At 62.3% G+C, this 13,233-nt stretch carries 12 protein-coding genes; 2 read left to right on the top strand and 10 right to left on the bottom strand.

From position 1 onward, the window contains the following. Positions 1–94 precede the first annotated feature (94 nt). From ahpF to ABDB84_RS01250, 7 genes are all read right to left on the bottom strand, one after another. Entirely contained in the window at positions 95–1,684 is a 1,590-nt protein-coding gene (ahpF, locus tag ABDB84_RS01280; RefSeq protein ID WP_345917855.1) for an alkyl hydroperoxide reductase subunit F, read from the bottom strand. Positions 1,685–1,918: 234 nt separating this feature from the next. After that, positions 1,919–2,482 (bottom strand): alkyl hydroperoxide reductase subunit C, encoded by a 564-nt coding sequence (gene ahpC, locus ABDB84_RS01275; protein ID WP_345917854.1) that lies wholly within the window; start codon positions 2,480–2,482, stop codon positions 1,919–1,921. A 204-nt stretch (positions 2,483–2,686) separates the two neighbouring features. Next, positions 2,687–3,847 carry a pectate lyase family protein gene (locus ABDB84_RS01270; RefSeq protein ID WP_345917853.1) on the bottom strand — a complete coding sequence of 387 codons (1,161 nt, stop codon included), beginning with the start codon at positions 3,845–3,847 and terminating at the stop codon, positions 2,687–2,689. 264 nt (positions 3,848–4,111) lie between these two features. Then, entirely contained in the window at positions 4,112–5,107 is a 996-nt protein-coding gene (locus tag ABDB84_RS01265; RefSeq protein WP_345917852.1) for an MBL fold metallo-hydrolase, read from the bottom strand. Positions 5,108–5,207: 100 nt separating this feature from the next. Continuing rightward, positions 5,208–6,041, bottom strand: a complete 834-nt coding sequence (locus ABDB84_RS01260; RefSeq protein WP_345917851.1) for a helix-turn-helix transcriptional regulator — start codon at positions 6,039–6,041, stop codon at positions 5,208–5,210. 328 nt (positions 6,042–6,369) lie between these two features. After that, positions 6,370–6,726, bottom strand: a complete 357-nt coding sequence (locus tag ABDB84_RS01255) for a c-type cytochrome (RefSeq protein WP_345917850.1) — start codon at positions 6,724–6,726, stop codon at positions 6,370–6,372. Between the two features lie 62 nt (positions 6,727–6,788). Beyond that, complete coding sequence (locus ABDB84_RS01250; RefSeq protein WP_345917849.1) at positions 6,789–7,502, bottom strand: hydrolase; 714 nt, start codon at positions 7,500–7,502, stop codon at positions 6,789–6,791. A 172-nt stretch (positions 7,503–7,674) separates the two neighbouring features. On the opposite strand from ABDB84_RS01250, the gene ABDB84_RS01245 reads away from it, so the two are divergent. Then, positions 7,675–8,583, top strand: coding sequence for a LysR family transcriptional regulator (locus ABDB84_RS01245; protein ID WP_345917848.1), 909 nt, complete (start codon positions 7,675–7,677; stop codon positions 8,581–8,583). A gap of 9 nt (positions 8,584–8,592) precedes the next feature. Here ABDB84_RS01245 and fumC read toward each other — a convergent pair whose 3' ends face one another. Together fumC and ABDB84_RS01235 are read right to left on the bottom strand one after the other, a co-directional pair. After that, positions 8,593–9,987: a class II fumarate hydratase gene (gene fumC / locus ABDB84_RS01240; RefSeq protein WP_345917847.1), complete on the bottom strand. Its 1,395-nt coding sequence runs from the start codon at positions 9,985–9,987 to the stop codon at positions 8,593–8,595. Between the two features lie 98 nt (positions 9,988–10,085). Next, positions 10,086–11,213, bottom strand: coding sequence for an aldo/keto reductase (locus tag ABDB84_RS01235; RefSeq protein WP_345917846.1), 1,128 nt, complete (start codon positions 11,211–11,213; stop codon positions 10,086–10,088). A 110-nt stretch (positions 11,214–11,323) separates the two neighbouring features. On the opposite strand from ABDB84_RS01235, the gene ABDB84_RS01230 reads away from it, so the two are divergent. Continuing rightward, the gene (locus ABDB84_RS01230) at positions 11,324–12,256 is read left to right on the top strand and encodes a LysR family transcriptional regulator (protein WP_345917845.1); all 933 of its coding nucleotides are present in this window, start codon (positions 11,324–11,326) and stop codon (positions 12,254–12,256) included. Here the strand turns inward: ABDB84_RS01230 and ABDB84_RS01225 are convergent. Further along, positions 12,237–13,172, bottom strand: coding sequence for a DedA family protein/thiosulfate sulfurtransferase GlpE (locus tag ABDB84_RS01225; RefSeq protein WP_345917844.1), 936 nt, complete (start codon positions 13,170–13,172; stop codon positions 12,237–12,239). The genes ABDB84_RS01230 and ABDB84_RS01225 overlap by 20 nt on opposite strands. Between the last annotated feature and the right edge of the window lie 61 nt (positions 13,173–13,233).

Here is a 13,233-nt window from a genome sequence, read left to right as displayed (position 1 = left end):
CGTTTGCTGGGGCGGCATCCCTGCTTGTTTTGCGGGCGCTGGATGTAACAAGGCCGGGCGAACCCGGCCTTGCGTTTTGTGTGGCCTGCGACGATCAGGCTGTCGCGGCGCTTCTCTCTGCTGCGGGGGCGGGGGTACGAATCAGGTAGTCGAAGGCGGACAGCGCTGCCTTGGCGCCTTCACCGGTGGCGATGATGATCTGCTTGTACGGCACGGTCGTCACGTCACCGGCGGCGAACACGCCGGGCAGGTTGGTCTGGCCCTTGGCATCGACGACGATCTCGCCGTGCTTGGAGAGCTCGACCGTGCCCTTGATCCACTCGGTGTTGGGCACCAGGCCGATCTGCACGAACACGCCTTCCAGCTCGACATGCTTCGACTCGTTCGTCGTGCGGTCGGTAAAGCGGATGCCATTGAGCTTGTTGCCGTCGCCGGTCAGCTCGGTAGTCTGCGCCATGGTGTAGATCGTCACATTGGGCAGGCTCTTGAGCTTGGCAACCAGCACGGCGTCGGCACGCAGCTGCTCACCGAATTCGAGCAGGGACACATGCTTGACGATGCCGGCCAGGTCGATGGCTGCTTCGACGCCGGAGTTGCCGCCGCCAATCACCGCCACGCGCTTGCCCTTGAACAGCGGGCCGTCACAGTGCGGGCAGTAGGCAACGCCCTTGTTCTTGTATTCCTGCTCGCCGGGCACGTTGACGTTTCTCCAGCGTGCGCCGGTGGAGAGGATCACGCTGCGGCTCTTGAGCACGCCACCGTTTTCCAGCTCGATGCTGACCAGGCCGCCCGGTTCGCTGGCCGGCACCAGCTTTTTGGCGCGCTGCAGGTTCATGATATCGACGTCGTAAGCGCGGACGTGGGACTCCAGTGCTGCAGCGAACTTCGGCCCCTCGGTTTCCATCACCGAGACGAAGTTCTCGATCGCCAGGGTGTCATTCACCTGACCGCCAAAGCGCTCGGCGGCAACGCCGGTGCGGATGCCCTTGCGGGCGGCATACACCGCTGCGGCTGCGCCGGCCGGGCCGCCGCCGACAATCAGCACGTCATAAGCTTCGCGCGCTGTGAGCTGGGCGGCGTCACGTGCAGCTGCGCCGGTATCGAGCTTGGCCACCAGTTCTTCGACCGTGATGCGGCCGGAGTTGTAGTGCGTACCGTTCAGATAGACGCTGGGCACCGCCATGATGTCGCGCGCCTTCACTTCGTCCTGATAGAGGCCGCCGTCGATGACCGTGGTCTTGATCTTCGGGTTGAAGATCGCCATCAGGCTCAGCGCCTGCACCACGTCGGGACAGTTGTGGCAGGTCAGCGACATGTAGACTTCGAAATTGAAATCGCCGTCGAGGGCCTGGATCTGCTCGATCACCGATTGCTCGACCTTGGGCGGATGGCCGCCGGTCCACAACAGGGCCAGCACCAGCGAGGTGAATTCGTGGCCGAGCGGGATCGCCGCAAAGCGCAAGCTGCTGGTGCTGCCGACGCGCTGCAGGGAGAAGGAAGGACGACGCGCATCCTGGCCATCGCTGCGCAGCGCGATCTTGTCGCTCATGGCGGCAATCTCGGTCAGCAGTTCGTGCATTTCGCGCGCAGCCGCCGAATCGTCCAGCGAGGCGACGATCTCGAAGGGTTGCGTCACGCGTTGAAGATAGCCTGCGAGTTGTTGCTTGAGTCCTTCGTCCAGCATGGTGCTTCCTTTCTGTTCTACCAATCGTGATGAGGTCACGTTGAAAACATCCGTAGTCGGGTGCTTTCAGCGAGACCCCGAAGTTTCGAATTCACACTCTGATTCTTCGGGGGCAGGCTGTGCCAGAAACCGTAGCGAGCGGGTGGAGGTCGAAACGAGGAGCGGATACGTACGCGAGTACGTTGAGCACCGGAGTTTCGAGATCCGCCCGCGCAGTAGGTTTATGGCGCGGACTTAGATCTTGCCGACCAGGTCCAGCGACGGAGCAATGGTCTTGGCGCCATCGTTCCACTTGGCCGGGCAGACTTCACCCGGGTGAGCGGCCACGTACTGGGCAGCCTTGAGCTTGCGCAGGGTTTCCTTGACGTCGCGGGCGATGGCGTTGTCGTGCACTTCAGCCGTCTTGATCACGCCTTCCGGATTGATCACGAAGGTGCCGCGCAGGGCCAGGCCAGCTTCGGGGATATGCACGCCGAACGCGTTGGTCAGGGTGTGGGTCGGATCGCCCACCAGCGGGAACTGAGCCTTGCCCACGGCCGGCGAGGTTTCGTGCCAGACCTTGTGCGAGAAGTGGGTGTCGGTGGTGACGATGTACACCTCGGTGCCCAGCTTCTGGAATTCGGCGTAGTTGTCGGCAGCGTCTTCCACTTCGGTCGGGCAGTTGAAGGTGAAGGCAGCCGGCATGAAGATCAGCACCGACCACTTGCCCTTCAGGCTTTCCTCGGTCACTTCGATGAACTTGCCGTTGTGGAAGGCTTGGGTCTTGAAGGGCTGGACTTGGGTGTTGATGATGGACATTTCACGTCTCCTGGAGAGGTGTGGTTGAGGGAGTGAGTGAATCGTACGGGCTTCTGCCTGATAGGGCCAATTGATTGGCCACATGCTTCGTATTGGCAATTACTATGAGGCCCAAACAAGGGACGAAAAAAATCCCCGCTCCGTGAAGAGCGGGGATTGCATCAGGGCTTCGCGCTGGCTAGCCGGCGCGAATGCGTGCCGGAATCAGCACTTGGCAGCGGTCAGTTCAGCCATGCCCTTGCCGGCGCCAGCGTAGCTGGGCAGCTTGTTCTTCACGCACTGCGCCGTCACCGGAGCGGTCGAGGAAGACATATAGGACGGCGAAGAGATGGTGGCCGTCGAGGCCCAGGTCTTGGCATCCACCGAACCTGTACCGCCGTCAGACCAGACGATGTTGTACTTGCTGAAGTCCGCAGCGCTGGTGATGTTGTTGCCGCGCAGCGCCCAGGTACCACAGTTGCTGCTGTCGAAACGGCAGGTCACCGGGTTGGCTGCATTTTCAAACCAGTTGTTTTCGATCAGCGCTTTGCCGCCTTGACGAACATTGATGCCCGAGCCCGGATCGGTTGCGCTCAGCGCGGTGCCGGGGCTGGTCGAGCTGGCATTGGTGTCTTCGTAACCGACGCGGCTGTACAGATTGTTGTAGGCGTGGATGAAGCCATTGCGCTGCAGCGGCAGGCGGGCGCCAACATTGTCGAAGTAGTTGTGGTGATAGGTCACATTGCGCGCGACGTCATTGGTCGTGTAACCGTCCAGCATCACCTTGTGGTGGTCGTGGATGTAGTTGTACGAGATGGTGACGTTGTCGGAGGTCTTCTTGACGTCCAGCGCGCCGTCGAAGGTGCCGTCGTGGCCATCGCCCGGTGCGTTCGGACACTTGTAGTTACGCGTGAAGATGGTGTTGTGGTCGAGCCACACATTGGTCGAGGAGTCGACCGTGATGCCATCCGAGCTCAGGCCGCCGGGCATCATGCCCAGGGTCATGTTGCGGATGATGATGTTCGAGGAACTGACCATGTTGAAGCCGAAGTTCGCCGAGGAACCGTTGGCACCTTGCAGGGTGAGGTTCGAGATGCGCTTGATGTCGATGGTGCGCGACGCCTTGCCATACTGGCCGCAGACATTGGCCTGGGCAGCCTTGATCAGCGAATCTTCGTTGCCGGTGTAGATGATGACTGTCGGTGTCGTCGACTTGGCTTTTTGCATCGCCGTCAGCTTGGTGACCAGGTCGGCGTAGTTGCTGATGGTGATCGATGCTGCGCTACCGCCACCCGTGGCGGTCGAGAAACCGCCGGTGCCGGCAAAAACGGTGGATGCGCAAAGCGTTGCGACGACGGCAGCCGTCGCCTTCAGAGTGAAAGCCATGTTGTCTCCTTTTATAGTTTGGTCCTGCTACACCTGCGACGGCACGTATGTTCGCACCTGGCAAGTCGCATCGCCTTTCGCGATACGGGACCGACTCTACGGCAGATGACTAGGCCTCACAATCGAACGGGGTGCACTTATCGCAAAGACTCTGCCAATAATTTCACGACCAATGCACCGAATAGTTGCTTGCCTTGTCCAGAAAAGTGCAAACCCGGCCGGAGCCGGGTTTGCCGTGTAGCTTGATGTGTCCTGGTGCGCGCCTCAGCGATCACTGCGCAAGGGGCTGAACTCCACCGGCACCCAGGCGTAGCCCTTGGCATCCTTGCGCACATGGCCCAGGCCGGGGAAGGGCAGATGCGCGCCAGCAATGGCCCAGCCGGCTTTCGCGGCCTGTTCGAAGAGCGCCTTGCGGCTGGCAATGGCCTGCTTCTGATCGGTGTCGAATTCGATCGACACCTCAGGGTGGGCGAACTGCACGGCGTGGTTGTGCACGATGTCACCCCAGATCAACAGCCCCTTGGACGGCGTGCCGAGCAGGTAGGAGGTGTGGCCAGGCGTGTGGCCGGGGCTCGCCACTGCACTGATTCCGGGCATCAGGGCTTCACCCTTCTTGAAGCTGCGGAACTGCCCGGCGGCCTGGTAGGGCGCCACGGCATCGCGAGCCATCTTGAAGAAGGGCTGGTTGCCGGCGGGCGCCGCTGCGGCAATCTTGTCGCTGAGCCAGAAGTCGGCATCTTCCTGCGCAGCCCAGACCGTTGCTTTCGGGAAGGCCATCTTGCCTTCAGCGCTCAGCAGGCCGCAGATGTGGTCCGGATGCATGTGGGTCAGCAGCACGGTATCGACAGCCTCCGGGCTGTAGCCTGCTGCGCGCACATTGTCGAGCACCTTACCCAGGCTTGGGCCGAAGCAGCTCGCTGCGCCGGCATCGACCAGCACGAGGTGCTCGCCGGTATTCACCAGATAGGCATTCACCGCCGTTTGTACGCCCTTGATGTCGGCCACGAACATGCGTGCCAGCAGGGTTTGCACCTCGGCGGCACGCAAGCCCTTGAGCAGCTTGCTGTCGAGATCGACGTAGCCGTCGTAGAGCGCGGTGATTTCCAGATTGCCCAGTGCGTAGCGGTAGTAACCGGGCACCTGGGTTTTGACCTGCGCCGGTGCGGCGGCGCTCGCCGTGTTCGTCAGCAGGCTGGTGCCGAGCAGGCCGCCCAGCAGGGCCAGGCCGATCAGGCTGCGCGAAAGGATGGGGAATTTCATGTGTCGGTCTCCGTGTCACGGCGGGAATTGCCATGGACCTAGCTTACGCGCTCAGCACGCCGCGAAACGCTCAGAACGGCACGTCAAATGATCAGCGCATTCACTGATTGCCGATGCGTGAGGGTTCGATGCCGTAGCGTGCCGCAAAGCGCTTGCTGAAGCTTGATACCGAGGCGTAGCCGACGCGCTGGGCAATGCTCTTGATCGGCAGGCGCGTCGCGTAGATCAGCTGCAAGGCCTGCGCCAGGCGGGTGTCGGCGATGATCTCGCGCAGGCTCTCGCCTTCGGCCGCCAGATGGCGCCGCAGGCTTGCTCCACTCATGCCTAGCGCGTTTTCGATATCGCTAGAGTTCCAGGCGCGCGCCGGATTCTCGGCAACCATATTGCGGATGCGCATCGCCAGGGTTGGCGGAGGTTCGCTCAGCAGACTCGTGTAACCCATCGCGTAGAGGCGCATCACAACGCCTTGCATGGCGTGACAGGCCATCATGGTCTCGCCTTGGAGCAGGGCTGTGCACCAGTCGAGCAAGGGCGCACACAGTTCGGCAATTGGAATAGACGCGATTTGTCCGCGCGCGTAGCGTGGCGGTTCTGCGATTAGGCTGCGCGCCGCATCGAGCACTGTTTTGTCGAGCGCGATGCTCAGCGCAATGTATTCACCGCTCTGGCTGTCCGGAATGTGTTCGATATCGACGCTGCGAGGCCCGCTGGCAAGGAAGATCTCGCCGGGCTTGATGCTGATCCAGCCGTCTGTATCCAGCGCACGCTTGTAACCGCGTAGCGGCAAGGCAAGTATCGGCGCGCTGAGCTCGAAAGCTTTGATGGCATGTGAGTGCGTCGCACGCAGACACACGCAGGGCAGCGGGGAAGTGGATGTCGCCAGTTCGAACAGATGGCTCAGCAACTGGTCCTGGCGGGAAATTGCGGCGCTCACGCGGCGTGCTCCTTGTCATCAAACTCCGTGTGCCTATGCACAGCCGGAGGCAAAGCAAGATAGCACGCCGCAGCGCTGCACAGTGTGCAGCGCTGGCGCAAGCTTAGTGCGTGAACATGTAGGCTTGCAGCAGGGCCGGGGACATCGCGACAGTGACTGCCGTGGTCGCAATGGCAATGTTCTTGAGGGTATTGATAACGGGGATTTTCTGGATGCTCATGGCATGCTCCTTGTTGCGTGGCCTTCGGGTCGAAAGCCTATGACTGCAGTATTGCCGTGCACCGCCGCAAATGCCATTCGAAGTTTTCGATGTCACTATGCGGTGGCCTTATGGCGGGCTTTGCTCCGCGCCCGAGGTGGTCTCCAGCCCGGCCATGAAGCGGATGGCTTCGCGCAGCTGCGCTGGCGAGCAGGACGTACAGGCCCCCCGTGCCGGCATGGCGCCAATCCCGCTCACGGCGTTGGCGGTGGTTTGTTCAAGTCCCTTTTGCAGGCGTCGTGCCCATGCGGCCTTGTCACCCGCTTTGGGCGAGCTGACCATGACATTGCTCGGTGCGTGGCAGGCGGCGCAGATGCGCTCATACAGCGCCTTGCCTTCGGATGCCTGGGCTGGCGCACTTTGCGCGAAGACATTGCTGCCCAAGAGTGCGATGAGCAGCAGGCTGTTGCGAATGATTTTCTGCATGATCGGAGGCTCCAGTGAAAAGGCGCCCCGCAGGGCGCCTTGTTGTCGGTCAGCGTGTTCGCTTACTTGCCTTCCTTGGCGTGGAACATGTCCTTGGCGTAGATGATGCCAAGACCATAGCCGCCGGCGTGCTGGCTGGCCACATCGGTCACGGCTTGATAGGTCTCGCCACGTGCCCAGTCGCGTTGCAGTTCAAGCATGTATTGCAACCAGGTGATCGGGTGTGCACCGGCCTGGATCAGGCGTTGCACGGCCATGTCATGTGCTTCCTTGCTGACGCCGCCCGATGCATCCGTAACGATGTATACGTCATAGCCCTGGTCGATGGCAGAGAGCGCCGGTTCAACGAGGCAGACTTCGGTCCACAAAGCCGCCATGACGATTTTCTTGCGGCCAAACTTCTTCACTTCATCGACAACGCGCTGGTCTTCCCAGGTGTTCATGGTGGTGCGGTCAATCGGCTTCTGCTCGGGCACGACCGCTTGCAGTTCGGGGAAGATCGGGCCGCTGAAGGATTGCGCGGCAACCGTGGTGAGGATGGTCGGCACCTTGAAAATCTTGGCTGCCTTGGCCAGGCCGGTGACGTTGTTGCGCAGCTCGGCGATATCGATGGAGCGCGTCGCAAAGGCCATTTGCGGTTGATGGTCGATCAGCAGCAGGGTGTGATTGCCCGGCGTCAGCAAGCGGGGCGAAGGCTCCGCAGCCTGCGCACTGCCCAGGCCCGAGATGGCGACGATGGCGGGGACAACAAACTTCAGGATTTGCTTGATGTTCATGATGGATTCCTCTGTCAGGTGGCGGCTCATTCAAGGTGTCAGCCGGTCCCGCCGTTCCGGCTCACTGTTCTCATCCCGCTGTGTTTGCAGCAGAAGTTGATCGGGTGAAGCCAGATTAAAGATTTACATCAGCGCAACAAATAAGCCTTAAAACAAAATATATTTACGGCGTATGCAAAAATATGACTTTCTCGCGCTTAAAAGCTTTGTTCAGGTTGTGGAGTCCGGCGGCTTTGGCAAAGCGGCAGAATTGCTCGATGCCAGTACGGCGGCTATCAGTCGTCGCGTTTCCGGTCTGGAGCAGGAGCTGGGTATCCAGCTGTTCCGTCGCACCACGCGGCGCCTTGATCTGACCGAGGCAGGGCAGCAGTTCTATCGTGATGTGCTGGATATCTTCCAGATGCTGGAAGAGGCGGAAGAGCGCGTGCGCGCAAACCGCGCCAATGTGTCCGGGCAGATGCGCATCGCGGCGCCGATGAGCTTCGGCGTGCAGCGCCTCACGCCGCTCTTGCCCGGCTTTCTGCAGCGCTACCCGGAGCTGAAAATCCAGCTCTTGCTCGAAGACCGCGCCACCGATCTGGTCGCCGAAGGCATCGATCTGGCGGTGCGCATCGGCACCTTGTCGGATTCCAGCCTCATTGCGCGCCGCATTGCCGATGTGCCGCGTCGTTTCTGCGCCGCGCCGGCCTACCTCGAACGCATGGGAGTGCCGCTGGCGCCGGAAGAACTGTCGCGGCATCAATGCCTGCAATACAGCCCGCGTGGTGCGCGCGAAGACTGGGCTACCGTGTTCGGCCTGGCTGCGGACGCGCTGCCCATCAGCGGCCCGTTTGCGGCCAATAATGCTGAAGCGCTGCTGCAGTGCGCGATTCAGGGCCTGGGCATCATCCTGCTGCCGGATTTCATCGTCGATGCAGCGCTGGCTGATGGGCGCTTGCGCGAAGTGCTGCAGCCCTGGGCACCGCCGCCATTCGGCCTGCACGTGGTGCGGCCGTCGAGCCGCACGGTGCCGACACGCATCCGCTTGTTCATCGATTATCTGATCGAGACCCTGGGCGCTGCGCCGTCACAGCCGGAGTAGGTGCCGGCCTCACACCATGTCTTGCGCCCGCACCCAGGCATCGAACTGTTCGCCCGTCACGTAACCCAGCGCCAGCGCGGCGGCGCGCAGCGACAAGCCTTCGTGATGGGCATGCTTGGCGATGGCGGCGGCGCGGTCGTAGCCGATGTGCGGGTTGAGCGCCGTCACCAGCATCAGTGAGTTGTCCAGCAAGCTGGCGATGCGTGTGCGGTCCGGTTCGATGCCGCGCGCGCAATGCGCGTCGAAGCTGCGCATGGCGTCAGCCAATAAACGCAGGCTCTGCAGGAAGTTGTGGGCGATCAGCGGCTTGAACACATTGAGCTCGAAGTTGCCCATCGCGCCGCCCACGCTCAGCGCCACGTCGTTGCCCAGCACCTGGCAGCAGACCATGGTCAGCGCCTCGCACTGCGTCGGGTTGACCTTGCCCGGCATGATCGAGCTGCCCGGCTCGTTTTCCGGGATGCGTAGTTCACCGAGCCCGCTGCGCGGACCGGATGCGAGCCAGCGCACATCGTTGGCGATCTTCATCAGCGCCACCGCGAGGGTCTTCAGTGCGCCATGCCCGCTGACCATCGCGTCATGCGCGGCCAGCGCGGCAAAGCGATTCTTGGCGCAGCGAAACGGCAGGCCGGTGTCGGCTGCCAGTCGCGCGGCAACGCCAGCGCCAAACTCCGCATGCGTGTTGAGCCCGGTGCCGACCGCAGTGCCACCGACGGCCAGTTCCAGCAGCGGCTCCAGCGTGGCGATGATGGCTTGCTCAGCGTGATCGAGCTGCGCCACCCAGCCGGAAATTTCCTGCCCGAGTGTGAGCGGTGTGGCGTCCTGCAAATGCGTGCGGCCGATCTTCACGATGTCGGCAAACGCGCTGGACTTGCCGGCGAGCGTGGCGCGCAGCTGCGCCAGAGCGGGCAGCAGCGAACCGATCAAGCCGCTGACCGCCGCCACATGCATCGCGGTCGGGAAGATGTCGTTCGACGATTGTCCGAGATTGACCTGATCATTCGGATGCACGCTGCGCTCTGCGCCACGCACACCACCCAGCAATTCGGAGGCACGATTGGCCAATACCTCGTTGGCATTCATATTGGTCTGCGTGCCCGAGCCCGTCTGCCACACCGATAGTGGGAAGGCGTCGGCATGTGCGCCGCCCAGCACTTCGTCCGCGGCCTGCACGATGGCATCTGCCACCGGTGGGGCCAACAACCCCAGTTCGGCGTTGACCTGCGCACAGGCGCGCTTGACGCGCACCAGTGCCGCCACCAGGTCATCCGGCATGCGCTCGGTCGAGATGTGAAAGTGTTCGAGCGAGCGCTGTGTCTGCGCGCCCCACAAGGCGTCGGCGGGCACGGCAATCTGGCCGAAAGAGTCACGTTCAAGGCGGCTCGTTTGCTCAGGCAGGGTCATGGCGAAGGACTCCATAGCGAGTAAATTGCGGGCAACACCGGCTTAGTTTGCACCAGTGCGCCCGCTTTGGGTGACAGCTACTCGCTTGGCAGGTTGATTTACGCCACGCCCGCACCGTTGCCGCTGACCAATACCGGGGCGCGATAGCCTGCCGGCTTGTCGCCAACGGTTGCGCCGCCGTAGAACATGCCCTGCATTGCATTCGTGAAGAAGTAATACGGGAAGGGCGTGACGGGCGTACTGACCGCGTCGAGGCGGGCCACCAGTTCGGCGGGTATCGCGAAATCCAGCGCCGCGAGATTGCTGGCCAGCTGTGCCGGCGTACTCGCACCGGCTATGACACTGGCAACACCGGGGCGGTTGGCGACCCAGTTGAGCGCGACCTGGTTCATCGGCCGCGCGATCTCATTGGCGACCTTCTCCAGCTCGGCAAGGATGCCCCAGTTGCGCTCCGTCATGTACTGGAAGGCAGGGTTGCTGCTCCCCTGCATGATCGCCAGTCGGCCTTCGTGCTTCTCGTTCGGCTTGTACTTGCCCGACAGCAGGCCGCTGGCCAGCGGACTCCAGGCGACGATGCCCATGCCCAGCTCGGTGCCCATGCGCGTGAATTCGTGTTCGATATTCCGCTCAACCAGCGAGTACTGCAGTTGCAGTGCCGACACCGGCTCGAAGCCGCGCCACTCTGCGAGGGTTTGCGCGCGTGCCGCGTACCAGGCGGGCACGTCGGAGAGGCCGATGTGGCGCAGTTTGCCGGCGCGCACCAGATCGTCCAGCGTGCGCATCACTTCCTCGGTGGGCGTGATCTGATCCCAGGCGTGCAGGTAGAGCATGTCGAGATAGTCGGTGCCGAGGCGCTTGAGCGAACCCTCCACCGCACGCAGGATGTTCTTGCGCCCGTTGCCGCCCATGTTGGCGTTGCGCTCGCCAAGGTTGAAAGTGAACTTGGAGGCCAGTACCAGGTGGTCGCGCAGATTGCGCGCGCGGACGAATTCGCCCAGCCAGGTCTCGCTGGTGCCATTGGTGTAGACGTCGGCGGTGTCGAGGAAATTGCCGCCAGCGTCCACGTATTGATCGAAGATCGCCTGTGCCGACGCCTTGTCCGAACCCCAGCCCCATTCGGTGCCGAAGGTCATGACGCCCAGCGACAGGCGCGAGACGCGCAGGCCGCTGCGGCCGAGGGTGAAGTACTGGGAGATGGGCTGTGTGGGGGTTTGAGTGTGTGGCATGGCAGCTTCCTTTTTGTGCAGGGTTTGTGTTGCGGTCGCTGCAGATTAGTCCTGTAGGTTTATGTGATAAATGGCCATAATGTTTGCAAGGTGTTAAGCAGGGCTTACAAATGAAACTCAATCAGCTCGATGGCGTGCTGGCCTTTGTCACCGTGGCGCAGAAGCGCGGCTTTACAGCAGCGGCGGCGCAGCTTGAGGTCACGCCATCGGCCGTGAGCCAGGCCGTCAAACAGCTGGAAGACCGGCTTGGTGTCAGGCTCTTCAATCGCAGCACGCGCAGCGTTTCGCTGACTGAGGCGGGCACTTGCTTTTACGGGCGAGTGGCGCCAGCACTTGGCGAGCTGACAGAAGCTGCGCAGGTACTCGATGTCTATCGTGCCGGCCCGACGGGGCTCTTGCGCATCAATGCGCCGAACGTCGTGTGGGAGATCTTCCTGCGCCGTGTGGTAGCGGGTTTTCTCGCTGAGCAGCCGGGCATGCGCGTCGAGGTGCAGCTTGAAGATGGCTTTGTCGACATCATCGAGCAGGGCTTTGATGCAGGCATCCGCCTGGGCGAGTCGGTGCAGCGCGACATGGTCGCGGCGGTGCTCACGCGCAGCGAACAGTCCTGCGTTGTCGCTTCGCCCGACTACGTAAAACGCAGGGGCGTGCCAGCGACAATCGAGTCACTGAGCGAGCACGCCTGTGTCCGTTTTCGTTTCCGTGGCAGCGGTAGCGTCTATCGCTGGGAATTGATGCGCGAAGGGCAGATCGTCGAGGTTGAGGTGGATGGGCCACTCACGCTTAGTGACAGCCGCAGTCTGCGCGAGGCCGCGCTGGATGGTATTGGCATTGTCTATACCTTCCAGCGGTTGGTTGCGGATGATCTGGCTGCCGGGCGCCTTGTGCCTGTGCTGGCCGATCACTGGATACGTTTTGGCGGCTTCAGTCTGTACTACCCCAACCGCGCGCAAATGCCAGCCAAGCTGCGCATGTTTATCGACTATTGCAAGGCGGCTTTGCGCGAGTTGGAGGCGACGACGCCTAAGGCTCTTCCGCTGTGAGTGCGGTCCAGTTCAGCCACGCATCCAGCCCGCCGCTGAGCGGGCGTACGCGTTTGAAGCCCAGGGCGCGCAGCTGGCGTGCGGCATGGGCGGCGGAGGCTTCGTTGGGGCAGTTGCAGTAGAAGACGATCTCCTGCTCGCGTGGCAGATGTCCCAGCAGCGCGCGCACATCGGCCAGTTCGGCCTCCAGTGCGCCGGGGATGCGGCGTGAGTCTTCCGCGCGTAGCGTCTGTGAGCGTACATCGACAATGATGGGGGCATTGTCGGTGCTGATCAGCTCATACAGCTCCTCGGCATCGATACGATGCTTGCGCACGAAGCGCAGCAGTTGCTGGCGTTCGATCCAGCGCCAGGCAATGTACAGCGCCAGCAGTCCCAGGATGACCAGCACGGCGATGCTGCCAATGCTAGCCAGTGCCTTGAGAAACACCTCGACCTGATGATGCAGCAGCATGCCGCCGCCAATCGCGGCGCTGGCCCACAGCGCAGTGCCCAGCCCGTCGAACAGGATGAAGCGCCAGGCCGCCAGGCCGGTGGCGCCAGCCAGCGGCGAGGAGAGCATCGACAGGCCTGGCACGAAGCGCGACACCAGCAGCGACCACGCACCCCAGCGCGTGAACACATTTTCGGTGCGGCGCACGCAGGCGTCGGGCGAGATGCTGATCCGGCACATCAGTCCGAGAATGCGCATGCCATAACGTCGGCCAGCCAGATACCAGATGAAGTTGGCGATGCCCGAGCCGAGTACGGCGAGGATGAGTGCCGACAGCGCTGATAAATGCCCGTCCACCGCCAGCGCACCGGCTACCATTAGCGTCGGCACGGCGGGCACCGGTGCGCCGAGCTGCGTCACCAGCACCTGCAGGAAGACCAGCAGCGGGCCGTGTTGATTGAAGAGCGTGATGAGTTGCTGCACGGCGCGGTCCTGTCCGGAGTGACGGCTTGAGAGTCGGCAGCTTAGCGCGTAAAGACGCGCA

This window comes from Uliginosibacterium sediminicola (assembly GCF_039631295.1).
In the GTDB taxonomy this organism is placed as follows: Bacteria; Pseudomonadota; Gammaproteobacteria; order Burkholderiales; family Rhodocyclaceae; genus Viridibacterium; species Viridibacterium sediminicola.
This window is presented reverse-complemented; position numbering and strand designations above follow the sequence as displayed.